Raw genomic sequence first — 26171 nt, 5'->3', positions numbered from 1 at the left:
GCTAATCCGACCTACGCTGCCGTTGCATGACCTAATCCGACACCGCTCCCGAAAAAACCGAAACATCGCATGACATTCCAACTTCACAAGGTCAGCGTCCACCACGCGGGCGCCGCCGGCAATGCGCTGGCGCTGCGCGAGCTGGACCTGGACGTGGCTCAAGGTGAACAGATCGCCCTGATCGGCCCTTCCGGCGCGGGCAAGACCAGCTTGCTCCATACCCTGGCGTGTGCGCTGCGCCCCGAATCGGGCAGCTTGAGCATCCTGGGCAGTTCTCCGTGGCAGATCGGCAGCGCCGCGCGCCACGCCTTGCGCGCGCGCCTGTTCCTGGCGCCGCAAACGCCGCCGCTGCCGCCGCGCCAGCGCGTCGTCAACGCCGTGCTGGCAGGCCGCTTGCCGCAATGGAGTTTGTGGACGGCCATCCGCTCGCTGCTGGCGCCGGCCGATCCGCGCGCCGCGTGGGAAGCCCTCGGTAAATTCAACCTGCAAGACAAACTGTATGCGCGTGTCGACCGCCTGTCCGGCGGCGAACGCCAGCGCTGCGGCATGGCGCGCGCGCTCGTGTCAAACGCGGAAGTGTTCCTCGTCGACGAGCCCTTGTCCGCGCTCGATCCCACACTGGCTTTGCAGACGATCCATGTGCTGCAGGCCGAAGCAACGGAACGCAACGCCACCCTGATCTGCAGCCTGCACCAGGTGGAAATCGCCCGCGCCTGCTTTACGCGCATCGTCGCACTGCGTGATGGCCAGATCGTCTTCGACTTGCCTGGCGCCAAGGTCAGCGACGCGATGATAGAGCAGCTGTACCGCAACAAGGCCGACCCCGCGCCACAATTCGAGGCCGTGGAAGCGAACTTGGACGCCGCGAGGCCCCTTTGCTGAAGAGCGCCGCCATGCCGCGCGACCCCGCCTGGCGCGGCCGCCTGACTGGCGCTGCCGTCGTGCTGCTCGTGCTGTGGCCGATGCTGGTGCAGGCCGAATTCAAGCCGTGGATTTTATGGGATGCGCAAAGCCTGGCCGCCACCTGGCAATTCATCGCCAGCTTCGTGCCTCCCGCCCACTCGCCGGAATTCCTGCAACTGGTGGCTGTGTCCAGCTGGGAAACCATCGCCATGGCCACGGCCGGCATGGCGCTGGCCATGCTGGGCGCCATCCCCTTGACCTTGCTGGTGACTGAGCGGCTGTCGATTTCGCGCATCGGCTCTGGCCGAGTGTCGCCGCTGGCTGCCAGCGTGCGCCACGCCGTGCGCGCGCTGCTGGTGCTGCTGCGCAGCGTGCCGGAACTGGTCTGGGCATTATTGCTGGTGCGCATCGTCGGCCTGGGACCGACGGCGGGCGTGATCGCCATTGCGTTCACCTATTGCGGCATGCTGGGCAAGGTCTACGCGGAAATCCTGGAATCGTCGGATGCGTCCGCCTGCAACGCCCTGCTCCACAATGGCAGCAGCCGCTTGAAAGCCTTGCTGTACGGCGCCTTGCCCGAGTCGGCCGCCGAACTGGTGTCGTACACGATTTACCGCTGGGAATGCGCGATCCGCGGCTCCGTCGTCATGGGATTCGTCGGCGCGGGCGGCCTGGGACAGCGCATGGATGAATCGATGAAGATGATGGCAGGAAATGAACTGGCCACCATGCTGATGGTGTTCGTGCTGCTGGTGGCGGGTGCCGACGCCGTGTCCGCCATGTTGCGCCGGAGGCTGGCATGAAGCATCACCTTGACGCCATGCTGCCCACCCCGTCGCCCGTGCGCTGGTCGACCTGGGCCTTGCTGGCCGGCTTGCTGCTGCTGGTCATCGCCAGCTTTGCCACCCTGCCCCTGAAATGGGGCGAGTTCTTCAGTGCCGACGCCGGGCGCACGAGCGCCGACTTCCTGCACGGCTTCGCCCCGCCCGAGCTGGCGCCCAACTTCCTCATGAAAGTGGGCGTCGCCACGTTCGAGACCCTGGCCATGTCGGCCATCGGCACGGTGATCGCGGCACTCGTGGGCGCACTGCTGGCCCTGCCCGCCAGCGGCCGTTTTGGCAACGTGGCGCGCAATGCCACGCGCGCGATACTCAACGTGCTGCGCTCGATTCCCGAACTGGTATGGGCTTCGATTCTGCTGATCGCCGCCGGCCTGGGCCCGTTCGCGGGCACCCTGGCGCTGGCGCTGCACACGATGGGCGTGCTGGGCCGATTGTTTGCCGATGCGTTTGAGAATTGCCCGCCCTTGCCGGCCGCCACCTTGCGCATCAATGGCGCGCGTCCTGCCGTGGCCTTCCTGTACGCCACCTTGCCGCAGTGCGGGCCGCAGATGATGTCCTACACCTTGTACCGCTGGGAAAACAATATCCGCGCCGCCGCCATCCTCGGCGTCGTCGGTGCGGGTGGCCTGGGGCAAATGCTGAAATACCACCTGTCGCTGTTCCAGATGCAGAACGCCGCCACCGTCATCGTCGCCATGCTGCTGATGGTGGCCGCCGTCGATGGCCTCAGCTACCTGCTGCGCCGCGCGATGACCCGTTAATTATTACTTTTCACAAGGAAAATCCATGTCAGGCTGGTGGACCATTATCTCGACAGACACGCCGGAGCAAATGGCCGACATGACGAAAGTCAACAAGGACGCTTTTCTCGCTACGTGGGAAGCGGGCCTGTTCGGCGCCGACTGGATCGCGCAACTGTGCCAGCAAGGCAGGGCGACCCAGCTGGCTTTCAACGGCTTTCCCAACCGCTACACGGCGCTGGCGAACGTCGTCGTGCCCCTGCTGCAGGCGGGCATCGCCGAGGCGCAGGATGGCGAATTTCCGCAGGACCGGCTCACCGGTTGGCCCGGCTGCATTACCGTGCACCAGGACCGCATCGCCGCCTGTGAACCGGGTCAACTGCTGACCATCGAAGTGTGGGATCAATCGTAAATGATGATCAAAGGCAAATGGTTTAGACTGATGCGCAGCTGCAACTAGAGGAGTTCATGATGGGATTGGCAATTTCGGTCGGCGCCCTTGCCGACCTGCAGGAAGAAGACCCGGAAGGCGCGCAGTGGCTCGTCACCGCTTTGGAAGAAGCCAATCTGCTGCTGCAAAAGGCAGGGCTGCCACAGCACATCGAACCGGCCACGCTGCCGCAACTGGACTCGCGCGTCGTGCTCGATTCCTTTCCATACAGCTTCCTGCACACCCTGCGCCGCGCGTATGCCCATGCGCGCCTCGATGCGCAATGGCGTGCCACGCCACTGGCCGAAAACGAGGATGCAACGGACGATCCGGTACTCGATGCTGCGCAGGATGACTTTGACAGCCACCTGATCTGCCATTCCGATTGCGAAGGTTTTTATTTCCCTCTCGTCTTCGAGGAAGTCATTTTTGCCGATGAGGAACACGCTCTGCTGGGCGGCATGCTGGGTTCCTCGTACAGCCTGCGCGCTGAACTGGTCACGGTAGCACCCGCGCTGGGCATATTCCTGCTGGGCGACGAACTGAGCGATGAAGAAGCGGCCCGCATCAATGCGCGCATCGACGCCGAAGACGGCCTGGAACGCGAACTGGTCGCCTGGCTGGCCGCTTACGAGGCATGCAGGCTCAGCATCGAGCACAAGACGGCGATCGTCTTCAATTGAGCATGCTGATACGCCCCACCACCGCCAGCGACTGGCCGGCCCTGAAAGCCGCGCGCCTGGCCGCCCTGCTCGACGCCCCCACGGCCTTCGGCACCAGCCACGCCAACGCGGCCGGTTTTTCCGATGCCGACTGGCAGCAGCGCGCCGTCAGCACGCCCCGGCGCACGTTTTTCCTCGCCTTCGATGGAAAACAGCCCATCGGTCTGGCCGCGCAAGTGGTGGCCGGCAATGGCGAGTGCCATCTGATCGCCATGTGGGTACATCAGGAATATCGGGGCATGGCCGTGGCGCAAGGCCTGGTCGACGCCGTGAAACAATGCGCTGTCGGCAATGGCCATCATCGCCTGGTGCTCGATGTGGCACTGGAGAACGCGCGCGCGGCCGCGTTTTACCGGAAACAGGGCTTTGTGTTTTTACCGGTATGGGAAGCGCTGGAAAGCCATCCGCATATCCAGGTGCAGAAGATGGAATGGCGGGCGCCCGTATAAGCATTAACTAATGGAAAGGTGCAAAGCGATGCTGCGATCTATCTCCACACTCCTGCTGTTGACTGTCCTTGCCGGCAAGGCGAGCGCAGCGCATATTCCCGATATCGTTCTTGAATATGCGCATGCGTTTGCGCAAACACAGACGACGGACAAGCAACTACCCACGCCGCCAGCCGACTACGCACAATGGTTCTTTGAAGGCTTGATTCATCCATCGGGCGGGATCGTGACGCAATCGGCCGCCATGCGCGATGCCTACACGAATGGCCAACGCTATTGGCGCGATCATCCGTCCGAACGTGCCAACATCATGGCAAGCTATGGCTACTGTGCCATCGAGCGCGATGGCGTCTGGTCGCGGGGCTTTGAAAAGAGCGTTTTCCAACCGGTCCATGCTGAGCTGGACGATGACGCCGGCGCATGGTGGTTCAACTCCTTCGGCGGCGTTGCATGGCGCGACATCGGTCTGGTGGCACCCAACTCAAGCTGTCAGCAGCCGCGCGTGCATATCGTGGGCTATCTCAGTCCCAAAGGCCATTATGGCCATCTGGGCGCCTATGAACATGAAGTCCTGGTCACGTCGGGCGTCGCCGTGCAAGCCGCAGATCATTGATGGCGAATCCGGATAAGCGCGATTTCAAGCACGCCATTCATCCCGATTGGCATCCTGTCTTAAAAACCTCCTGGCGCCTCTGATTCGACAACGACCAGACTGCGCAGTAACTACTTCACCCGCTGCTTTTCCAGCTTCCTCGCCAGCGTACGCCGGTGCATGCCGAGGCGGCGGGCCGTTTCCGAGATATTGAAATCCGTCTCGGCCAGCATTTCGTGGATGCGTTCCCATTCCAGGGTCTTGATGTTGGTGGCGCGGTTCGTCAGTTCGATGTCGGCGTTGCCGGCCACGTGGCCGAAGGCTGCTTCGATGTCGTCCGTGTTCGACGGTTTCGCCAGGTACTGGCAGGCGCCCAGCTTGATGGCTTCGACGGCCGTGCCGATGCTGGCGTAGCCGGTCAGCACGACGATCAGCATGTCCGGGTCACGCTGGTGCAGCATCTGCACGCAGGCCAGGCCCGAGGTGTTCCCATTCAACTTCAGGTCGACGACGGCGTAGTCGGGGCAATGCTGTTCGAGCAAGGCGCTCGCCTCATCGAAATTGGTGGCCAGGATGACCTGATAGCCGCGCCGCTCGAACGAGCGGCCCAGGGTGCGGGCAAACGCGGCGTCGTCTTCCACGATCAGTAACAGACGGTCATCCTGCATGGTGGTCGCTTTCTCTTTCCAGTTTGATGGCCGCCAGCGGCAAGGCCAGGTGCACCACCGCCCCGCCCTGCACCCGGTTGCGTGCCGTCACCGTGCCGCCCAGGGTACGCGCGACATTGACCACCAGGAACAAACCGAGGCCGCCACCGGGCTTGCCCTTGCTGCTTTGATACGGCTTGCCCAGGTGCGTCAGCATCGACGGCTCGAAGCCCGGGCCCGCATCGGTAATAACCAGGTGCAAGGCGTCCGCTTCACGCGTCGCTTCGAAACGCAGCCACTCGGGTGACGCTTCCAACGCATTGTCGAGCACGTTGCAAATCGTTTGCTTCAGGGTCGAATCGAAGACGACGGGCACGTCGTACTCGATGCGGTTGTCGTATTCGAAACCCTGGATAGGACGGCTGGTGCGCCACTCGTCGACCAAGTCGTTGAGGAAGGTATTGATCGTCGTTTTCACGGAAGATTCACCGCGCGCCTCGCCCGCCGACAATAAAATGCCGCTGACGATGCTCTTGCAGCGCTGCAACTGGGCCTGCATTTCCGTGATTTCTTCCAGCAATTCGCTGTTCTTGCTCAATTCCGGCATGCGGCGCCAGTCGCCGAGGATGACGGACAGCGTCGCCAGCGGCGTGCCCAGCTCGTGCGCGGCGCCCGATGCCAGCAAGCCCATGCGGATGATGTGCTCTTCTTCCGCCGCGCGCTGGCGCAAGTCGGCCACCTTGGCGTCGCCGGCGCGCTGGTTGCGGTTGATGCGCGTGATAAACACCACGAGCAAGGCGGCGTTCAAAATGAAACAGATCAGCAAGCCTTGCACGTACAGGCTGGAAAAGCCCCGCTCGGGGTCGATCGGCAGAATCAGGGGGCCGGGCAGCAAGGCCAGGCCGGCCAGGCACAGGCTCGTGATGGCCACCATGATCCAGGTCGACCACACTTCCAGCAGCACGGCGCTGAGGATGACTTGCAGTAAGTACAGGAAGGCAAACGGGTTGCTGATGCCGCCGCTCAGGTAGAGCTGCGCCGTCAGCACGGCGACGTCGACCAGCAGGGCGAGGAACAACGCCGTGTTGGAGACGGGCTGGCGTTCATGCCAGCGCAGCAGGCTGGCCAGATTGAAGGCGATAAGGCAGGACAGCACTTCGAGCATGTAAGGCACGGGCAAGGCGATGCCCAGTCCCACGCCCACGCCGAAGATGGTGCTGATCTGGCCGATCACGGCCAGCCAGCGCAGCTGGATCAGCAGCTTCATGTTCTGGTGGCCGGCCGGATGTTCCATCTCGGCCGCCACCGTACCGCGCTCCAGCACTTCGCGGTTGGGCAGGATTTCAATCCTGCCCGGCATGGTCACTCTCTTGCGTGCCGGCGCGACGGCGCGCGCGGCGGCGCTTGTCTTCGCGCACGATCCACCACGTGATGCCGGCCACCATCAGGGCCAGCGCGAACCACGTCAGGGCGTACACGAGGTGGTTGTTGTGGAAGGAAATCACGGTCAGGCCGCCGACGGGCGCGTCGCTGGCCGTTTCCGATTTTGCCTTCGCGTCGACAAAATATGGCGCCACATTGGTCAGCATGTGCGAAGCGCCGATGGCGGCCACGTCGCGCGAATACCAGTGCTGCGTGGCAGGACTGTTTTCGCGCAAGAAACCACCGCCCGTCTCGCTGACGCGCAGCAAGCCGTCCACGTGCACGATGCCGGCCGGCGTGCTGGCGGCGATGCCTTCGCGTTTCGGCACGAAGCCGCGATTGACCAGCACGGTGCTGCCATCGGCCAGGCGCAATGGCGTCATCAGCCAGTAACCGCTGCCCAGTGCCGTCGTTGCTTGCACCAGGGTATTAAAAATGGGGAGATAGGTACCGGAGAGTCGCACATGGCGGTATTCATCCGTTTGCTGCGTGATGCTGGCCCAGGCTGCGGGTCCAGGTGCGTCCGTTGCGGGCGCATGTACGCGTTGTTCGACGCGCTCGATCAGGTCAAGCTTCCAGAACAGGCGCTTGACTTGCCAGGTGCCCAAGGCACAGAAACCGGCAAACAAGATCCCCGCCAGCAAGGCCAGTGCATATCGCACGACCATGCCGCGTGGGCCTGGCGCGGCATCTTGCGATGCGGCGCCAGGGGCGCGCCCGGTGTTGCTTGGGCGCGTATTACTCATCATGGAGCCGTTTTCGTATGCATGTACTCAGGCATCAGATCCGGCATCATGTTGTGGTTCATGTGGTACATGACCCACAGGGAACCGGCCATGGCAATGCCCACGATCATGATGGTGAAGATCAGCGCCATCATGTTCCAGCCGCCTTCGGACTTGGTGTTCATGTGCAGGAAGTACACCATGTGTACCACGACTTGAACAGCCGCGAACGCCAGCAGGACCAGGCCCATGGTGCCCGAGTTGGTGATGGCTTTCGTCATCACCAGCCAGAACGGAATGGCCGTCAGGATCACCGACAGGATGAAACCGATCGTGTAGCTTTTCAGGCTGCCATGATCGTGGTTGTCATGGTGGTGGCTATCGCCGTGTGTGTGGTGGTCGCTCATGGCAGCACTCCCATCAGGTAGACAAAGGTGAAGACGCCGATCCAGATGACGTCCAGGAAGTGCCAGAACAGCGACAGGCACATCATGCGGCGGCCGTTTTCCGGGGTCAGGCCATGCTTGTTCAACTGGAACATCAAGGTCACGAGCCAGATCACGCCGAACGTCACGTGCAAGCCGTGGGTACCGACCAGGGCGAAGAACGACGACAGGAACGCGCTGCGCTGCGGACCGGCGCCTTCGTGGATCAGATGAATGAATTCATACATTTCCAGCGACAGGAAGGCCAGGCCGAACAGGCCCGTGATGCCCAGCCAGACCAGGGTGCTGCGCAATTGCTTGCGCTGCATGGCCAGCATGGCGAAACCGTAGGTAATCGACGACAGCAGCAGCATGGCCGTGTTGACGGCCACCAGCGGCAGGTCGAACAGCGCGGCGCCCGTCGGGCCGTCCGCGTAGCTGCGGCCGACCACGGCGTACGTGGCGAACAGACAGGCGAAGATCAGGCAATCGCTCATCAGGTAGAGCCAGAAACCCAGCAGGCTGCCGTTTTCCGGGTGGTGCTCGCGCACAAAGTAGCTGCGCGTGCTTGGTGCGGCGCCAGCGGCGCCGGTGTTATGGGCGATGGTATCAGACATGGCTGCTCAGCAATTTAGTATAAGCGTCTTCGGTACGGACCACTTCTTCCGCAGGAATGTAGTAATCGCGCTTGTAGTTAAAGGTATGGACGATGATGGTAACCATCATGATCACGAAGCCAATGCTGGCGACGAGCCACATTTGCCAGATCAGGCCAAAACCGACCAGTGCGGACAGTGCGGCGATCACGAAACCAGCCCAGGTGTTCTTCGGCATGTGGATCTTCGTGAAACCGGACGTCGGACGCTGGTAACCGTGTTTCTTCATGTCAGTCCATGCATCGAGTTCGTGCACTTGTGGCGTGAAGGCGAAATTATAGTCTGGCGGTGGCGACGACGTCGACCATTCCAGCGTACGGCCACCCCATGGGTCACCGCTCACGTCGCGCAGAGCGTGACGGTTGCGGTAGCTGACGAAGAACTGGATCAGCATGGAAGCGATACCCAGTGCGATCGAGACGGCGCCAAACCAGGCGATGATGGTCCAGATTTGCAACGATGGATCTTCAAAGTGGTTGACACGACGCGTCACGCCCATCAGGCCCAGCACGTACAGCGGCATGAAGGCCAGGTAGAAGCCGACGAACCAGAACCAGAACGAGCACTTGCCCCAGAACACGTCGAGCTTGTAGCCGAAGGCTTTCGGGTACCAGTAGTTAATCGCAGCGAAGACACCGAAGACCACGCCGCCGATAATCACGTTATGGAAGTGGGCAATCAGGAACAGGCTGTTGTGCAGCACGAAGTCAGCTGGTGGTACGGCCAGCAATACGCCGGTCATGCCGCCGATGGTGAAGGTGACCATGAAGCCGATCGTCCACAGCATAGGCAGTTCAAAGCGGATACGGCCGCGGTACATGGTAAACAGCCAGTTGAAGATCTTCGCGCCCGTCGGGATCGAGATGATCATCGTCGTGATGCCGAAGAAGGAGTTGACGCTGGCGCCCGAACCCATGGTGAAGAAGTGATGCAGCCATACCAGGTACGACAGGATCATGATGACGCAGGTGGCGTACACCATCGAGGCGTAGCCGAACAAACGCTTGCTGCTGAACGTGGCGACGACTTCCGAGAACACGCCGAACAGTGGCAGGATCAGGATGTAGACCTCCGGGTGACCCCAGATCCAGATCAGGTTGACGTACATCATGGCGTTGCCGCCCAATTCCGTCGTGAAGAAGTTAAAGCCTGCAACGCGGTCCAGCGACAGCATGGCCAGCACAGCCGTCAGCACCGGGAAAGCGGCGACGATCAGGATGTTGGTGCACAGTGCGGTCCAGGTGAAGACCGGCATTTTCATCCAGGTCATGCCTGGCGCGCGCATCTTGACGATGGTGGCGATCAGGTTGACACCAGACAATAGCGTCCCGACCCCGGCAATCTGCAAGGACCAGATGTAATAGTCTACCCCCACGTCCGGACTGCCGACGATGCCCGACAGCGGTGGATACGCCAGCCAGCCCGTACGGGCGAATTCGCCGACGAACAGCGAAGCCATGACCAGGGCGGCGCCCATGGTGGTCATCCAGAAGCTGAAGTTGTTAAGGAATGGGAAAGCCACGTCGCGCGCGCCGATTTGCAGCGGCACCACGTAGTTCATCAGACCCGTCACGAAAGGCATCGCGACGAAGAAGATCATGATCACGCCGTGGGCGGTGAAGATCTGGTCGTAGTGATGCGGTGGCAGGAAGCCGGCATTGTCGCCAAAGGCGACTGCCTGCTGGGTACGCATCATCAGCGCGTCGGCAAAGCCGCGCAGCAGCATGACAAGACCCAGGATCATGTACATGATACCGATTTTTTTATGGTCGATACTGGTGATCCAGTCGCGCCACAGGGTACCCCAGACGCGGAAATACGTCAGTGCCGCAACGAGTGCGATACCGCCCAGGGCAACCATGGCAAAGGTCACCAGCAGGATAGGTTCGTGAAATGGAATTGCATCCCAAGTCAGACGGCCGAATATAAGCTTCGTCAGATCAATATGGTCTAGCATTGTTACTCTCAGAGAAAAAAGGGAGGCGCCAGGCAAACGGCGCCAGTATCTGCAGCGCAATGCGCTGCGGGATTCATGCAGTTGTTACTTGGCTTGAACGCCCTTTTCAACCACTGCATCGCTAGCGACTACTGCCGTTACGGCCGCTACCGGGCTATTTGCCATCGTCAACTTATATGGCTGGACCGGCGTCACGCACAGGGCGTCGGAAACGATGGTGCGGTTCAGGATTGCCTTGTACAGGTCGTTTGGCACGGCGCTGTAGCGGCGGACCGGATCGCGTTCGCTAGGCTGGGCCAGCGACAGGTAGTCGTCGCGGTTCAGCGCGCCGCCACCGGCACGTGCCGATTCCACCCATTTGTCGAAGTCCGCATCATTGACACCGTGGAACTTGAAGCGCATGCCCGAGAAACCGGCACCGCTGTAGTTCGCGGAGAAGCCTTTGTAGACACCAGGCTTGTTGATGACGGCATTCAACTGCGTTTCCATGCCCGGCATGGCGTAGATCTGACCTGCCAGTGCGGGAATGAAGAACGAGTTCATGACGGACGACGCGGTGATCTTGAAGCGGATTGGACGATCGACAGGCGCGTACAGTTCATTCACGGAAGCGATACCTTGCTCCGGGTAGATGAACAGCCATTTCCAGTCCAGGGCCACGACTTCGACGATCATCGGCTTGTGGCTGGCAGGAATAGGACGGTTGGCGTCGATACGGCTCAATGGGCGATATGGATCGAGGGTGTGGGTGCTGATCCAGGTCAGCAGGCCCAGCACGATAATGATCAACAGGGGCGCGCCCCAGATAATCAGCTCGAGGCGAGTCGAGTGGTCCCAGTCCGGCTCGTATTTGGCCGCGGTATTGTTTTTTCTATAGCGCCATGCAAAAAGCAGGGTCAGGGCGATTACCGGAACGATAATCAACAGCATCAGCAATGTCGAGATGACAATCAGATTGCCTTGCTGAACTGCGATGTCACCAGACGCATTCAGTACCACCGTATTGCAACCAGCCAACAATGCGAGAGGTAAAAGAAGCAGTCCGCGACGAACTTTTAATGAAAACATACAGGAAAGTCCAGTACAGGGGATGAAGATATGGTACTGTATTCTCACTGGAGCGCGTTGGCAATTGGACGTTTTGTCCACCCCCTTGCTCGGATTTTCACTCGGTAGTTGCGGAGTTTTCCTACAGCTATCCATTGAATAGTCCTACTCCGGGCGTGAGACACCCGGGGTATGTTACGCGTTGGCCGAACTCGAAACTATATTGGAGACGATCATCATGTCCAGCACGCGCATACACAGCGGGGATGTACCCGCCGACTTTTCCCCCCACTCCCTGCGGGACGCACGCGGGGCCGGCACGGTCGAATCGCATATCGACCCCGGTGAGATCGCCGTCGGCGTGATCATCGGCCGCGCTTCCGAATACTTTGACTTCTTTGTCTACGCCATCGCCTCGGTGCTGGTGTTTCCACGCGTCTTCTTCCCGTTTGAAGAACGTCTGGAGGGTACATTATATGCATTCCTGATTTTCTCCTTCGCCTTTATCGCCCGTCCGTTCGGCACCGTGATCTTCATGGAGATCCAGCGCCGCATGGGACGCAGCGCCAAGCTGACGTTCGCCCTCTTCCTGCTGGGCGTGTCGACGGCCGGCATCGCCTTCCTGCCGACGTATTCCCACCTGGGCTTTGCCGCCATCATCTGGCTGTCCGTGCTGCGCATCGGCCAGGGCGTGGCGCTGGGCGGTTCATGGGATGGCCTGCCGTCGCTGCTGGCCCTGAACGCGCCGGAAAACAAGCGCGGCTGGTACGCCATGCTGGGCCAGCTGGGCGCACCGGTCGGCTTCCTGATCGCCGCCGGCCTGTTCTGGTTCATGCTGACCACCCTGACGGATGAAGATTTCCTGGACTGGGGCTGGCGCTATCCTTTCTATGTGGCTTTCGCCATCAACGTGGTGGCCCTGTTTGCCCGTCTGCGCCTCGTGTCGACGAATGAATATGCGCGCCTGCTGGACGAACGCGAACTGCAGCCCGTGAGCGTGTTTGAAATGAGCCGCGGCCAGGGCCGCAACGTGCTGATCGGCGCCCTCGCCGCGCTGGCCAGCTACGCGCTGTTCCACCTCGTCACCGTGTTCCCGCTGTCGTGGATTTCCGTCTACCAGACGCGTTCGGCCTCTGACTTCCTGCAAATCCAGATGCTGGGCGCCTTGCTGGCCGCCGTCGGCGTGGTGATTTCCGGCGTGCTGGCCGATAAAGTGGGCCGCCGCACCACCCTGGGCGTGCTGGCCGTGCTGATCGCCATCTTCAGCGCCTTCGTGCCGACCCTGATGGGCGGCGGCAATACGGGCCAGGACGTCTTCATCCTCGTCGGCTTCAGTCTGTTGGGCTTGTCCTACGGCCAGGCAGCCGGTGCCGTGACGGCCAACTTCCCTGCCCGCTTCCGCTACACGGGCGCGGCCCTGACATCCGACCTGGCCTGGCTGGTCGGTGCCGGCTTCGCACCGCTGGTGGCGCTGGGCCTGTCGGCCAATTTCGGCCTTGCCTATGTCAGCTTCTACCTGCTGTCGGGCGCAGTCGCTTCGCTGGCCGCCCTGAGCCTGAACCGGGCGCTGGAAATCCGCGACTGACATATAGACTGACATATATATAGGCAATCCCGGTGGCGGCGCGCCGCCATCCGGAACACCCCAGGAAACGCCGGCACCGTCCGGCGTTTTTTCGTAGGTCGGCTTAGCCCGCAGGGCGTAAGCCGACAAGCGCCGCCACGAAGCTGTCAGATTACGCTGCGCTAATCTGACCTACGCAGCTAAGCAGTTGGGGCGGCAGCGCCCCGCCACCCAGAACACCCAAGGAAACGCCGGCACCATCCGGCGTTTTTTCGTAGGTCGGCTTAGCCCGCAGGGCGTAAGCCGACAGGCGCCGCCACGAAGATTGTCAGATTACGCTGCGCTAATCTGACCTACTCAACTAAAAACTGACATATATATAGACGCAATCCGGGTGGCAGCGCCCCGCCACCCGGAACACCCCAAAACCGCCGGCACCGTCCGGCGTGTTTTCGTAGGTCGGCTTAGCCCGCAGGGCGTAAGCCGACAGGCGCCGCCACGAAGATTGCCGGATTACGCTGCGCTAATCTAGCCTATGCGGCTAAAACCCGGCCTGGCTCACTGTATTGGCAGTTGCCGCCCACCCGTGCCTTCCTTCTTCGGCAAGTCCAGCAGCAGCACGCCATTTTCATAACGGGCCTGCGCGCCAGCCTCGTCCACCTCGTGCGGCAGCACGAAACTGCGGTACTGCTGGCCGTACTCGCGTTCGCTGCGCACGGTCTTGCCGCCGCCGTCGCGCGTCACTCGCTCATCCTTGAGTTCGGCGCTGACGGAGACGCGGTTGCCGTCGATGGAGACCTTGATATCGTCCTTGTTGACGCCAGGAATGTCCCCCTGCACCTGATAAGCTTGTTCGGTTTCGGAAATATCGACACGCATGCGTACCGAACCGCCATCGCGCAAGCGCAAGGCGGGCGCGAAAAAGTCGTGCATGAATTCTTCCATGTCGCTGAACGGGTCGACACGTGCCAGCGGGTTTTGCGGATCGCGACGGATCAGTTGATTAGCCATGATGTCCTCCTGCATGGGCTGGTTTGCACACGGCGGCCGTCCGCTTGGACCTCGCCACCTCCTGCATCTTAGGAGGTCAACAACCAAGCTCTTTGATCTGCCTCAATCGTGATCACCTTGATTTTCCTCTACTTTCATCTGTGCGCTGCCCCGCATTGCGTTACCTTGCGCCTGCGAAAAATGCCCCAAGGCTGTTATGCTAGCGCACGCTATGCTTGACCACCAGAAATCTTGCATTTCAATTAAAATTGATTTTTTCGCGACAGCCTTACACGGACATGATGAATACCAAGACCCCGATCGACTCCTTCAGCTTTCGCCGCATCCTCGCCCGCAACGTGACCTTGCCGCTGGTCATCGGGGTCGTCACGGCCCTCGTGTTCGTCGCCCTGATCGCCTACCTGCTCTCGGCCCTGCGCTCGGTCGAGCATTCCGAACGGGTGATCGGCAACGCGAATGAAGTCATGAAATTGTCGGTCGACCTGGAAACGGGCATGCGCGGCTATTTGCTGACGGGCGATGAAACGTTTTTGGCGCCATATAAATCGGGCAAGGCCAAGATCGCCGTCGAAATGACCACCCTGCTGGACCTGGTATCCGACAGCCCCATCCAGGTGGACCGCTTGCGCCGCATCCGCGCGCTGCAAGGCCAGTGGCTCGATTACGCCGAAGGTGTGATCGCCCAGCGCCGCAACAACCAGGAATTCCTTGCGCGCGTGCGCCAGGGCGAAGGCAAGCTGGAATTTGACGAAATCCGCCGCGAATTCCTCGCCTTCCTGTCCATGGAACAGCGGCTGCGCCAGGAACGGGTCGATACGGCCGAAAGCCGCACCATGCTGGCTGTGGTCGTGTTCCTTGTCCTCAGCCTGGGATTGTCGGGCTTGCTTGCCTACCTGGGACGGCGCGAACTGCTGCGCCTGTCCGATATCTACAACGATGCGCTCGAGCAGCGCGGCAAGGACAACGACGTGCTGCAGGAGCAAGCCTGGCTGCGCACGGGGCAGACGGAACTGGCGGCCCACACGAGCGGCCAGTTGGCCTTGCCGCAACTGGGACGGCACGTGCTGGATTTCCTCGCCCACCGCCTCGACGTGGCCATTGCCACCCTGTACGTGGTCGACGAGGATGGCAGCCTGCGCCGCACGGCCGTGTACGGTTTCAACGAACAAGGGGTGAAGGGAAAACAGGTTTTCAAGCTGGGCGAAGGCCTGGTGGGCGAGACGGCCCGCGAAAAACGCCTCAAGCATGTGCAGCAAGTGCCCGAGAATTACCTGACCGTGACGTCGAGCCTGGGCCGCGGCGCGCCGCTGGAACTGGTCCTGGCACCCGTCAACAATGAAGGCGTCGTCAACGGCGTCATCGAACTGGGCTTTACGCATCCCGTCAGCGCCCGCGCCAAGGAATGGCTGAACCTGATTGCCGCGAATGTCGGCACCTCGCTGGAAGCGGCCCTGTACCGCCAGCGCCTGCAAAATGTGCTCGAAGAAACCCAGCAACTGAATGAAGAACTGGAAGTGCAGCAGGAAGAACTGCGCACGGCCAATGAAGAGCTGGGCGAACAGTCGCGCGTGCTGGAACAGTCCCAAGCCCACCTGGAAGAGCAAAAGGCGGCGCTCGAGCAGTCGAACGGGCAACTGGCCGTGCAGGCGCTGTCGCTGGACCAGAAAAACATGGCCATCGTCCAGGCGCACGCGCAGCTGGAAGCGCGCGCGGAAGAGCTGCAGCGGGCCAGCCGCTACAAGTCCGAATTCCTGGCGAACATGTCGCACGAGCTGCGCACGCCGCTGAACAGCTCGCTGATCCTGTCCAAGCTGCTGTCGGACAACACCAGCGGCAACCTGACGCCCGAGCAAGTGACGTTTGCGCAAACCATTTATTCGGCCGGCAACGATTTACTCACCCTCATCAACGATATCCTCGACATTTCCAAGGTCGAGGCGGGCAAGCTGGAATTGACGCCGGAAGCCGTGCCTTTCGACGAACTGCTCAGCAGCATGAAGATGCTGTTCGGCGCCCAGGCGCAGCAAAAGAAACTCGTTTTTGACGTCAAGGTGGCGCCGGATTCGCCGCCGTCGCTCGTCAGCGACCGCCAGCGCCTCGAGCAAATCCTGAAAAACCTGCTGTCGAATGCCATCAAGTTTACCGATACGGGTACCGTGAGCTTGCACGTGAGCAGCGGCGCGGACGGCCAGGTGCGCTTCCAGGTGCAGGATTCGGGCATCGGCATCGCCGACGACCAGCAGCACAAGATTTTCGACGCCTTCCACCAGGCCGACGGCACCACCAGCCGCCGCTATGGCGGCACGGGCCTGGGCCTGTCGATTTCGCGCGACCTGGCCGCCTTGCTGGGCGGCAGCATCGAGCTGGCCAGCACGCCAGGCCAGGGCAGCACGTTTACATTGGTGTTGCCGGCCGTCATGCCGGAGCGCGCCGTGGAAGCGGAGCCGCCCCAGGCCGCAGTGCCGCAAGCGCCCGCAAAAATCGTGGCCGCCGCGCCCAAGGCCGCGCCCGCCGCCAAGCCCGTGCCGCTGCCCACCTTCCAGGATGACCGCGACAGCGTGCCAGCCGTCAAGACGGGCCAGCGTTCCGTGCTCGTGATCGAGGATGAACCGTCGTTTGCCGGCATCCTGTTCGACCTCGCGCATGAAATGCAATACCGCTGCCTGGTGGCGCACGGCGCCGACGAAGGCTTGCGCCTGGCGGAAGAATTCCTGCCCGACGCCATCCTGCTGGACATGGGCTTGCCGGACCGCCCGGGCTTGCTGGTCTTGCAGCAGCTCAAGGAAAACCCGCTGACGCGCCACATTCCCGTGCACATCGTGTCCGGCAACGACCAGATCCAGGAAGCCATGCAGCTGGGCGCCATCGGCTACGCCACCAAGCCGCGCACGCGCGAGCAGTTGAAGGAAGTGTTCCGCAAACTCGAGTCGAAATTCACGCAGCAGATGAAACGCATCCTGCTGGTCGAGGACGACGAACGCCAGCGCGAAAGCGTGGTGCACCTGATCAGCGACGACGACGTGGAAATCACGGCCGTGGCGCTGGGCGAGCAGGCGCTGGAATTGCTGAAAACGCAGATTTTCGACTGCATGATCATCGACTTGAAGCTGCCCGACATCCAGGGTAACGAGTTGCTCGAACGCATGGAGCATGAAGAGCTGTGCTCGTTCCCGCCCGTCATCGTCTACACGGGCCGCAACCTGAGCCGCGAGGAAGAAGCGGACCTGATGAAGTATTCACGCTCGATCATCATCAAGGGCGCCCGCTCGCCCGAACGCCTGCTCGACGAAGTCACCCTCTTCCTGCACAAGGTGGAATCCGAACTGTCGAGCGAGCGCCAGGGCATGCTGCAGCAGGTGCGCAGCCGCGAACGCGTGTTTGAAGGGCGCAAGATTTTGCTCGTGGACGACGACGTGCGCAATATCTTTGCCCTCACCAATGCGCTGGAACAGCGAGGCGTGATGGTGGAAATCGGCCGTAACGGCTTTGAAGCCATCAGCAAGCTCAACAGCGTGAACGATATCGACCTCGTGCTGATGGATGTCATGATGCCGGGCATGGATGGGCTGGAGGCGACGCGTTTGATCCGCGCCGATGGCCGTTACAACAAGCTGCCGATTATCGCCATCACGGCCAAGGCCATGAAGAACGACCAGGAAGAATGCCTGCAGGCGGGCGCGTCCGACTACCTGGCCAAGCCGATCGACCTCGATCGTTTGTATTCGCTGCTGCGCGTGTGGATGCCGAAGATGGAACGCATCTGATGTCCCAGCGCACCACGGACGCGCAACTATACGCCCTGATGGAAGCGCTGTACCAGCGTTACAGCTATGATTTTCGCGACTATTCCCTGCCCTCGCAACGGCGGCGCCTCAATCATGCGCTCGACCGTTTGCATTGTGCAGATGTGCCTGCCTTGCAGCGGCGCGTGCTGGACGACCCGGCCGCTTTCGGCGACCTGCTGCAGATTTTGACCGTGCCCGTCACGCAAATGTTCCGCGACCCGGCATTTTTCCGCGCCTTGCGTGAACACGTGGTGCCCGTGCTGAAAACCTACCCGTCGCCAACGATCTGGGTGGCCGGCTGCTGCACGGGAGAAGAAGCGCTGTCGCTGGCCATCGTGTTGCACGAGGAAGGTTTGCTCGAGCGCAGCACGATTTACGCCACCGACATCAATCCGCAAGTGCTGGACACGGCCGCGCGCGGCGCATATCCGCTGCACCGGCTTGAAGAATATGGCGCCAACTACCTGGCCGCGGGCGGCCTGGGCCAACTGGCCGACTATTACACGGTCGAGCATGCCACGGCACGTTTCCAGCAGCGTCTGCTCGACAAGATCAACTTTGCCGACCACAGCTTGTCCACGGATAGCGTGTTTATTGAAACGCAACTGATTTTGTGCCGTAACGTCTTGATTTACTTTAATAAAACCTTGCAGGAGCGGGCCCTGGGCCTGTTCCAGGACTCGCTGTGCCACCGGGGATTCCTGGGCCTGGGCAGCAAGGAAAGCACGCATTTCACGCGCTTTGCCCCCGACTTCGAGCCATTGCCGGGTCCCGAAAAGCTCTACCGCAAGCGTGCGCCGTCGCACGCCGCTTCCCACTACGCTGGACGGCACATGCCAGGAATGAAACATGATGAATGAAACAAGCACCAAACTGCTGATCGTCGACGACTTGCCGGAAAACTTGCGCGCGCTCAACGCGCTGATCCGCGAGAGCGACCGCAGCGTCTATCAAGCCTCGTCCGGCGAAGAAGCGCTGGCCCTGCTGCTGGAGCACGATTTCGCGCTGGCCATCCTCGACGTGCAAATGCCGGAGATGGATGGTTTTGAGCTGGCACAATTGATGCGCGGCACAGAAAAGACGCGCCACATCCCCATCGTCTTCGTCACGGCGGCCGGCAAGGAAATGAATTTCGCCTTCCAGGGCTATGAAAGCGGCGCCGTCGACTTCCTGCACAAGCCGCTCGACATCAATGCCGTGCAAAGCAAGGTCAATGTCTTCGTTGCCCTGCACCAGCAGCGCAGCGAGACGCGGCGCCAGGTGCAGGCACTCGAGCACAGCCGCCAGCAGCAGGAAGCGCTGCTGAAGGAATTGCGCGCCACGCAGGCTGAACTGCAGCGCTCGCTGCGCCTGCGCGATGAATTCATGTCCATGGTGGCGCACGAACTGCGCACGCCATTAAATACGCTGTTCCTGGAAACGCAGATGCGCACCGTCAACCTGGAACGGGGCAACCTGGCCGCCTTCGAGCCGGACAAGCTGGGCAAGATGGTGGCGCGCGACGGGCGGCAAATCCGCAGCATGGTGCGCCTGATCGACGATATGCTCGATGTGTCGCGCATCACCAGCGGCAAGCTGTCGATCCGCCGCGAAGCCGTCGACCTGACCTGCCTGGTGCGCCGCGTGGCGGACGACCTGGGCCCGTATGCGGCCGCCACGGGCAGCATACTGGAAGTGATGGCCTTCGAGCCCATCCACGGTTTCTGGGACGCCTTCCGCGTCGAGCAAATCGTTGTCAACCTGATCAGCAACGCCGTACGCTACGGCCAGGGCCAGCCCGTGGAAATCAGCCTGGCACATACGCAAAACAGCGCCGTCATCGAAGTGCGCGACCATGGCATCGGTATCAACGCGCGCGACCAGGAACGTATTTTCGACGCGTTCGAGCGCGTCATGCACCAGGACCGCACGGGCGGCCTGGGCCTGGGCCTGTTCATCACCAAGCAGCTGGTCGATGCGCATGGCGGCGCCATCACCCTGCAAAGCCAGCCCGGCAATGGCGCCCTGTTCAGCGTCACCCTGCCGCTGGCCGGCAGCTGAGGCCGGCATGACCAGCACCCCCGTCCCCCGCAGTCAGGCCGGCGCCAGCGGCGTCGCTTTTTTGCTGCAACTGGAACGCCGGCTGCGCCTTCTGCAAGACACGGGCGAGATTCTTTCCCTGTCGGCGCAGCTGCTGGGACAGCGCCTGGGCGCCCAGCAAGTGGCCTGTTTCGATATCGACCAGACCCTGCAGTGCCCCACCCTGCAGCATGCGTGGAGCGATGGCCTGGCACCCGGCGGCGCCGGCGAGTATTTCCTCGGCGATTACGCGGCAGGCCTGGCCGATGCGCTGGCCGCCGGCCAGGCGCTGGCCGTCAGCGATGTGGCGAGCGATCCGCGCACGGCAGCGCTGGCCGCGTTCGCGCGCCTGGGCATCCGCGCCTTCCTGAACATTCCAATTGCCAAGGATGGCCAGCTGGAGGCCCTGTTCGTCGTGCACAGCAGCGCGGCGCGCCTGTGGCATGCGGACGAGATCGAACTGGCCGTGCAAGTGTCGGAACGCGTCTGGTCGACCATTTTGCGGGCCCGGGCGGAATCGCGTTTGCGCGCCCTGACTGCCAGCATGGAAACGCAAGTGGCCGAGCGCACGCGCGAATTCGGCCGCACCTGGAACGTCAGTCCCGACTTGCTGGGCGTGCTCAACCTCGACGGCTATTTCGAACACTCGAACCCCGCCTGGCAAGCCACCCTGGGCTGGTCGGCGGAGGAAATCCGCACGACGAAATTTTTTGAACTGATCCATCCGGACGACTTGCCGCGCACCTATGCGGCCTGGGATGCTGCCAACCAGGGCCAGCCGGCGCTGCGCTTCGAAAACCGCTACCGCCACAAGCTGGGCGGCTGGCACTGGCTGTCGTGGGTGGCCGTGCCCGAAGGCGAGAAGGTGTATTGCAGCGCGCGCGACATCACCGTGGAAAAGAAGCTGGAAGCGGACCTGGCCGCGCGCAACAGCGAGCGCGAGCGGCTGTGGCGCAGCGCGCAAGACCTGATGGTGGCCATCGATGCCGAAGGCTGCTTTGCCGCCGTCAACCCGGCCGCCGGCGCCATCCTGGGCTGGCTGCCCGAGGAAATGCTGGGCCGCAGCCTGTTCGACTTCGTGCTGCCCGAGGATGCCGCCGCCACGCGCCAGGCGCTGGCGCAAGTGACGCAGGAGGCCCTGCCCAGCTTTGAAAACCGCTACCGGCACCGCGACGGCGGCCACCGCTGGCTGTCGTGGGTGGCGGCCACCGAAGGCGACCTGATTTTCGCCACCGGGCGCCACGTCACCTTGGAAAAGGAAGCGCAAAGCACCTTGCGCAGCATGCAGGAATCGTTGCGCCACAGCGAGATGGCCCTGCTGCAATCGCAAAAGCTCGAAGCGCTGGGCAAGCTGACGGGCGGCGTGGCCCACGATTTCAATAACGTGCTGCAAATTATCTCAGGCAATCTGCAGTTGCTGCAGCTGAGCCTGGACAACGACCCGCTGGCCGCCAAGCGCATCGCCAGCGCCTCGGCCGCCGTGGAACGGGGCGCCAAGCTGTCGGCCCAGCTGCTGGCCTTTGCGCGGCGCCAACCGCTGAAACCGCTGGTGACGGATCTGGCGCAGCTGCTGCGCTCGACGGAAGAGCTGCTGCGACGGGCCACGGGCGAAACCATCGACACACGCTGGCTGCTGGCCGACGACTGCTGGCGCGCCCTGGTCGACCCGCACCAACTGGAAAACGTCATCCTCAACCTGACCATCAATGCGCGCGACGCCATGGATGGCCAGGGCCAGCTGACCATCGAACTGAGCAACATCGTGCTGGGCAGCGACTACGCGGCCCGCCATGCGGACGTGGCGCCCGGCGACTACGTGCAGCTGGCCGTCTCGGATACGGGGACGGGCATTCCCGCCGAGCTGCTGGACAAGATTTTCGAGCCGTTCTTCACGACAAAGAAGGAAGGCGAAGGCACGGGCCTGGGCCTGTCCATGGCCTACGGCTTCCTGCGCCAGAGCGGCGGCCACCTGACGGTGGACAGCCTGCCCGGTCATGGCAGCACCTTCCGCATCTATCTGCCGCGCTCGCTTGAAGCGGAAACGGAACTGCCGCTGCAACTGGGCGGCCCCGTGCTGGGCGGCAAGGAAACCATTCTCGTCGTGGAAGACGACGTGCACGTGCAGACGACGGTGGTCGACATGTTGCGCGGCCTGGGTTACGTCGTGCTGCGCGCCAGCGATGGCGAAAGCGCGCTGGCCGTCATCGGCAGCGGCGTTCCCATCGACCTGCTGTTTACGGACGTGGTGATGCCAGGCAAGGTGGCCAGCACGGCGCTGGCGCGCCAGGCCCGGATGCTGCTGCCACAGCTGGCCGTGTTGTTTACCTCGGGCTACACGCAGGATGCCATGATGCAGGGCGGTCGGCTGGAACCGGGTGTCGAGTTGTTGAGCAAACCGTACCGCCGCGAAGACCTGGCGCGGCGCATCCGCCACCTGCTGGCCAATGGCCGCCACGTGACGGCCCTGCACCAGTACCGCGCGCAGCTGGCACCACCGCAACCTGCCGCACCCGCACAGCCGGCGGGACGACATATTTTGTTGGTGGAAGATAATGCGGACGCGCGCGCCATGACGAGCGAATTGCTGGCCATGCTCGGCCATAGGGTGCTGGCCGTGGGCACGGCCGAGGAAGCCTTGCCCCTGCTGGGCACGCCGGGACTGGACTTGCTGCTGACCGATATCAGCCTGCCGCGCATGTCGGGCGCCGAACTGGCCGAGCTGGCGGCGCGCGACTATCCGCAGCTGGAAGTGGTATTTTCCACCGGCCATGCGCCGGCCAATTCCGGCGTGCTGGACCCGCAAGCACGCTTCCTGGTGAAACCATTTACCGTCAAGCAATTGCAGCAAGCCTTGCTGGCGTCAAGTTAGTAGACGTCGAGCCGGCGCGCCTTCAGTGCGCTGGCCAGCTCTTCCAGACCAAACGGCTTGCGCAGGAAACGCGCGCTGGCATCCTGCATCAGGCTGGCGCCCCAGTCGTGGCCGGAAGCAAACACCACGTCCAGCTGCGGCCAGTGCGCGCGCGCATGGCGCGCCAGTTCCAGGCCGGACATGGTGGGCAGGCTGATGTCCGTCACCAGCACGTCCAGGCCCGGCATGGCCAACAGCGGCATGGCCGCTTCCGCGCTGGCCACGCCGTGCACGGTGTGCCCCAGCATATTGAGCATTTCCGTCGTCATTTCGCGCGCATCGTCATTGTCTTCCACCAGCAGGATGCGCCGCCCAGAAGGGTCGGGCGCGCCCACGAGGCGGCGGTCGGCCAGCAAATGGCGGATGCGCCGCGCCAGGTCTTCGCGCTGGTACGGTTTGCTCAACAGCTCCACGCCAGGGTCCAGCCGCCCGCCCTGCATGATGGCGTTGTGCGTGTAGCCCGAGGTAAACAATACGGCCAGTTCCGGCAGCAGCAGCCTGGCCTGCTGCGCCAGCTGCTTGCTGCTGACGGGACCGGGCATGACCACGTCCGTAAACAGCAGGTCGATGGCCACGCCCGTGCCCAGCAGGGCCAGCGCCGAGGCGCCATCGTCCGCATGCAACACGTCGTAGCCTAGGCCGCGCAGCATGTCGACCACCGTGTGCTGCACGGGCGCATCGTCTTCCACGACGAGGATGGTCTCGCCACCGCCCAGCACGGGACCCGTCAGGCTCGGTGGCGGTTCGGCCAGTTTTTCCAGCGAACGGGGCAGGTAAATCTTGAACGTCGTGCCGGCGCCCGGCGCGCTGTGCACCTTGATGTGGCCTGCGCTCTGGCGGATGAAGCCGTACGCCATGGACAGGCCCAGACCCGTGCCCTCGCCTTCGCGCTTGGTGGTGAAGAAGGGCTCGAAGATCTGGTCGATCACGTCGCGCTCCATGCCGTGGCCCGTGTCGGTGATGGTCAGCAGCACGTATTGCCCCTCCAGCACGTCCGCATGCTGGCTGGCGTAGGCGGCGTCGAGCGTGACGTTGCTCAAGGTAAAAGTCAGGCGCCCGCCCTTGTCCATCGCATCGCGCGCGTTGATGGCCATGTTCAGCAGCACGTTTTCCATCTGGTTCGGGTCGACCAGCGTATGCCACAGGCCGTCGCTGATGAAGGTTTCCTCGGTAATCGCTTCGCCCAGCGCGCGGCGGATCAGCTCATGCATACGGCGCAGCAAACGCCCCAGGTCCGTCACCAGCGGTCTCAACGGCTGGCGCCGCGCAAAGGCCAGCAGCTGCGACGACAGCTTGGCGCCCCGCTCGACGGCCGAGGCGGCCGAATCGAGGCGGCGGGCCGCCTGCGGATTGTCCGCCACCGTCAGTTTCAGCAACTGCAAATTGCCGGAGATAATTTGCAGGACGTTATTGAAATCGTGGGCCACGCCGCCCGTCAGCTTGCCGATCGATTCCAGTTTTTGCGCCTGCAATAAAGCTTGCTCGCTGCGCACCAGCGCCAGCCGCGCCTCTTTTTCATCGGTGACGTCGCGGCCGATGGCATGGATCAGCTTTTGCGCCGGCACGGCCGTCCAGGAAATCCAGCGGTAGCCGCCATCGCGGCGCCGGTAGCGGTTTTCCATGCGCAAGGTGGGCGCGCCATGGGCCAGCCGCGACAAGTCCTGCAAGGCCGCCATGCGGTCATCGGGATGCACGAGGCTGATGAAGTCCATGCCCAGCGATTCGACTTCCGGGCGCTCGAGGATCTTGCTCCAGGCGGGATTGACGGCGATGATCATGCCGGACAGGTCCGCCACCAGCATGATGTCGGTCGACAGGCGCCACATGCGGTCGCGGTCGGCCGTGCGATTGGCCATTTCCACTTCCAGCGAGGAATTCAGGTAGGCCATCTTTTCCAGCACGTTCTTCTGTTCCTGCACGTCCGTATTCGTGCCCACCCAGCGCAGCACCTTGCCCGCCTCGTCGAACAGGGGCAAGGCGCGCGCGAGAAACCAGCGGTAGGCGCCATCGCTGGCGCGGCGCATGCGGAACTCCTGTTCATAGGCGCTGGCCGTGGCGACGGCCCGGTCCCAGCTTCTCTGCGTAGTCTGCACGTCGTCCGGATGCACGCAGTGGCGAAAACCGCTGGACACGAGCGACTTCATCGATTGTCCCGTGTATTCGCACACCTGTTCGTTGACCCAGTAGGTGGCGCCGCTGCCATGCGCCAGCCAGGCCTGGTTGGGCATGGTGGACGCGAGCGAACGGAACTGCGCCTCGCTGTCGAGCAAGGCATTGCGCGCCTGCCAGTGTTCGTCGATATCCTCGCACGAGCCATACCATTTCACGGCTTGGCCGCGTTCGTCCCGGCGGCAATATGCGCGCGAATGCACCCAGCGGTACTGGCCATCCTGCCGGCGCACGCGCATTTCCTGGTCGAAAGGCTGGCCGCTGCCCACCGCTTCGCTCCAGGCCGCCAAGGAATGGGGAATGTCTTCGGGGTGGATGGCTTCCAGCCAGCTGGTGCCCAGGCCGTTGCCGCCCGTCCATTCGCGCCAGCGCTGCGCGACATAGTCAAGCTTGCCGTCGATATCGGCCGTCCACAGCACTTGCGTGTTCAGTTCGATGGCGTAATGAAAATGTTCGCGGCTGTCGTGCAGCGCCTGTTCCAGCTGGCCCCGCTCGATGACATGCGCGGCCACGCGCGCGGCCAGCGCCAACAGTTCGATCTCCGGTTGCGTGGGATGGCATGTCACCTGGAAAAACAGGCCCAGCACGCCCAGGATATGCCCCTTGGCGCCGAACACGGGGGCAACCCAGCAGGCGCGGTAGCCGTGCAGCAAGGCTTCCTTGCGCCCCGCGCTCCAGTGCACGTCGCGCGTGATGTCGCCGCAATACACGGGCGCGCCGGAAAAAGCCGCCGTGCCGAACGGGGATGGCTGCTCGCCGCCGTGGCGCAGGGCCAGGCACAGGTCTTGTGGCAGGCTGGGCGCGGACAAGCCGCAAAAGCGGTCGGCCTCGTCGATCAGCACGAGGCAGGCATGCGCGCCGCCGTCGGCCAGCTCTTGCAGCGCCAGCAACAAATGCTCCAATGCAGGGGCCAGGTCGGCGCCTGCCGCGATGCTGCCCAGCGCACTATGCTCGGCGTCCAGCAAGGAAAGAATGTTGTTTGCGTGCACCGTGTCGATAAGGGGAAAACTGATGCCCGGAATATACCATGGGGCAACCCTCTTGCAGGAGGAAAACAGCGTACCACTTGATCCCTGCGCCCATGCGGCCCTATGCTAAAGTGTTGCTCTCTTCTCAAGC

At 62.6% G+C, this 26171-nt stretch carries 21 protein-coding genes; 12 read left to right on the top strand and 9 right to left on the bottom strand.

Annotated elements, in window-relative coordinates; translation table 11 throughout:
• Window positions 1-69: 69 nt before the first annotated feature.
• The 7 genes from ACQ4WO_RS12220 to ACQ4WO_RS12190 are packed head-to-tail and all read left to right on the top strand — an operon-like array spanning window position 70 to window position 4699.
• On the top strand, window positions 70-882 hold the full coding sequence (locus ACQ4WO_RS12220) for a phosphonate ABC transporter ATP-binding protein (protein WP_436481660.1): 813 nt from the start codon (window positions 70-72) through the stop codon (window positions 880-882).
• 11 nt (window positions 883-893) lie between these two features.
• Complete coding sequence (locus ACQ4WO_RS12215; protein WP_436481659.1) at window positions 894-1706, top strand: PhnE/PtxC family ABC transporter permease; 813 nt, start codon at window positions 894-896, stop codon at window positions 1704-1706.
• Window positions 1703-2506: a phosphonate ABC transporter, permease protein PhnE gene (gene phnE / locus ACQ4WO_RS12210; protein ID WP_436481658.1), complete on the top strand. Its 804-nt coding sequence runs from the start codon at window positions 1703-1705 to the stop codon at window positions 2504-2506. Before ACQ4WO_RS12215 ends, phnE begins: the two co-directional genes overlap by 4 nt.
• A gap of 25 nt (window positions 2507-2531) precedes the next feature.
• Complete coding sequence (locus ACQ4WO_RS12205; protein ID WP_436481657.1) at window positions 2532-2897, top strand: hypothetical protein; 366 nt, start codon at window positions 2532-2534, stop codon at window positions 2895-2897.
• A gap of 56 nt (window positions 2898-2953) precedes the next feature.
• Entirely contained in the window at window positions 2954-3598 is a 645-nt protein-coding gene (locus ACQ4WO_RS12200) for a putative DNA-mimic protein (RefSeq protein ID WP_436481656.1), read from the top strand.
• Window positions 3599-3600: 2 nt separating this feature from the next.
• Window positions 3601-4086 carry a GNAT family N-acetyltransferase gene (locus ACQ4WO_RS12195; RefSeq protein WP_436481655.1) on the top strand — a complete coding sequence of 162 codons (486 nt, stop codon included), beginning with the start codon at window positions 3601-3603 and terminating at the stop codon, window positions 4084-4086.
• A gap of 28 nt (window positions 4087-4114) precedes the next feature.
• Complete coding sequence (locus tag ACQ4WO_RS12190) at window positions 4115-4699, top strand: hypothetical protein (RefSeq protein WP_436481654.1); 585 nt, start codon at window positions 4115-4117, stop codon at window positions 4697-4699.
• A 110-nt stretch (window positions 4700-4809) separates the two neighbouring features.
• On the opposite strand, the gene ACQ4WO_RS12185 is transcribed toward ACQ4WO_RS12190, so the two are convergent.
• The 7 genes from ACQ4WO_RS12185 to cyoA all read right to left on the bottom strand — a co-directional run bounded on the left by ACQ4WO_RS12185 (window position 4810) and on the right by cyoA (window position 11578).
• On the bottom strand, window positions 4810-5346 hold the full coding sequence (locus tag ACQ4WO_RS12185; RefSeq protein ID WP_436481653.1) for a response regulator transcription factor: 537 nt from the start codon (window positions 5344-5346) through the stop codon (window positions 4810-4812).
• Window positions 5336-6685 carry an ATP-binding protein gene (locus ACQ4WO_RS12180; RefSeq protein WP_436481652.1) on the bottom strand — a complete coding sequence of 450 codons (1350 nt, stop codon included), beginning with the start codon at window positions 6683-6685 and terminating at the stop codon, window positions 5336-5338. Before ACQ4WO_RS12180 ends, ACQ4WO_RS12185 begins: the two co-directional genes overlap by 11 nt.
• Complete coding sequence (locus ACQ4WO_RS12175; protein WP_436481651.1) at window positions 6669-7496, bottom strand: SURF1 family protein; 828 nt, start codon at window positions 7494-7496, stop codon at window positions 6669-6671. The genes ACQ4WO_RS12180 and ACQ4WO_RS12175 overlap by 17 nt, the downstream gene beginning before the upstream one ends.
• On the bottom strand, window positions 7493-7879 hold the full coding sequence (gene cyoD, locus ACQ4WO_RS12170; protein WP_034748058.1) for a cytochrome o ubiquinol oxidase subunit IV: 387 nt from the start codon (window positions 7877-7879) through the stop codon (window positions 7493-7495). Before cyoD ends, ACQ4WO_RS12175 begins: the two co-directional genes overlap by 4 nt.
• Window positions 7876-8514 (bottom strand): cytochrome o ubiquinol oxidase subunit III, encoded by a 639-nt coding sequence (gene cyoC / locus ACQ4WO_RS12165; RefSeq protein WP_034788486.1) that lies wholly within the window; start codon window positions 8512-8514, stop codon window positions 7876-7878. The genes cyoD and cyoC overlap by 4 nt, the downstream gene beginning before the upstream one ends.
• Complete coding sequence (gene cyoB, locus ACQ4WO_RS12160) at window positions 8507-10510, bottom strand: cytochrome o ubiquinol oxidase subunit I (protein WP_436481650.1); 2004 nt, start codon at window positions 10508-10510, stop codon at window positions 8507-8509. Before cyoB ends, cyoC begins: the two co-directional genes overlap by 8 nt.
• A gap of 84 nt (window positions 10511-10594) precedes the next feature.
• Window positions 10595-11578, bottom strand: coding sequence for a ubiquinol oxidase subunit II (gene cyoA / locus ACQ4WO_RS12155; protein WP_046682726.1), 984 nt, complete (start codon window positions 11576-11578; stop codon window positions 10595-10597).
• Between the two features lie 217 nt (window positions 11579-11795).
• Here cyoA and ACQ4WO_RS12150 point away from each other — a divergent pair, with 217 nt between their 5' ends.
• Window positions 11796-13142: an MFS transporter gene (locus ACQ4WO_RS12150; protein WP_436481648.1), complete on the top strand. Its 1347-nt coding sequence runs from the start codon at window positions 11796-11798 to the stop codon at window positions 13140-13142.
• 537 nt (window positions 13143-13679) lie between these two features.
• Here the strand turns inward: ACQ4WO_RS12150 and ACQ4WO_RS12145 are convergent.
• Window positions 13680-14132 (bottom strand): Hsp20/alpha crystallin family protein, encoded by a 453-nt coding sequence (locus ACQ4WO_RS12145; protein WP_436481647.1) that lies wholly within the window; start codon window positions 14130-14132, stop codon window positions 13680-13682.
• Between the two features lie 281 nt (window positions 14133-14413).
• On the opposite strand from ACQ4WO_RS12145, the gene ACQ4WO_RS12140 reads away from it, so the two are divergent.
• From ACQ4WO_RS12140 to ACQ4WO_RS12125, 4 genes are read left to right on the top strand one after another with little or no spacing between them, the layout of a single operon-like run.
• Window positions 14414-17896: a response regulator gene (locus ACQ4WO_RS12140; RefSeq protein WP_436481646.1), complete on the top strand. Its 3483-nt coding sequence runs from the start codon at window positions 14414-14416 to the stop codon at window positions 17894-17896.
• Window positions 17896-18777 carry a CheR family methyltransferase gene (locus ACQ4WO_RS12135; protein WP_436481645.1) on the top strand — a complete coding sequence of 294 codons (882 nt, stop codon included), beginning with the start codon at window positions 17896-17898 and terminating at the stop codon, window positions 18775-18777. Before ACQ4WO_RS12140 ends, ACQ4WO_RS12135 begins: the two co-directional genes overlap by 1 nt.
• Complete coding sequence (locus ACQ4WO_RS12130) at window positions 18767-19957, top strand: hybrid sensor histidine kinase/response regulator (protein WP_436481644.1); 1191 nt, start codon at window positions 18767-18769, stop codon at window positions 19955-19957. The genes ACQ4WO_RS12135 and ACQ4WO_RS12130 overlap by 11 nt, the downstream gene beginning before the upstream one ends.
• Window positions 19958-19964: 7 nt before the next feature.
• Entirely contained in the window at window positions 19965-22844 is a 2880-nt protein-coding gene (locus ACQ4WO_RS12125; RefSeq protein ID WP_436481643.1) for a hybrid sensor histidine kinase/response regulator, read from the top strand.
• On the opposite strand, the gene ACQ4WO_RS12120 is transcribed toward ACQ4WO_RS12125, so the two are convergent.
• Window positions 22841-26041 (bottom strand): PAS domain-containing protein, encoded by a 3201-nt coding sequence (locus tag ACQ4WO_RS12120; RefSeq protein ID WP_436481642.1) that lies wholly within the window; start codon window positions 26039-26041, stop codon window positions 22841-22843. The two genes, ACQ4WO_RS12125 and ACQ4WO_RS12120, sit on opposite strands and share 4 nt — an antisense overlap.
• Window positions 26042-26171 lie beyond the last annotated feature (130 nt).

It is taken from the genome of Janthinobacterium aestuarii, assembly GCF_051380835.1.
Taxonomy (GTDB): domain Bacteria; phylum Pseudomonadota; class Gammaproteobacteria; order Burkholderiales; family Burkholderiaceae_D; genus Janthinobacterium; species Janthinobacterium aestuarii.
The sequence above is the reverse complement of the archived record's forward strand: the minus strand, read 5'-3'. Positions and strand labels throughout refer to the sequence as shown.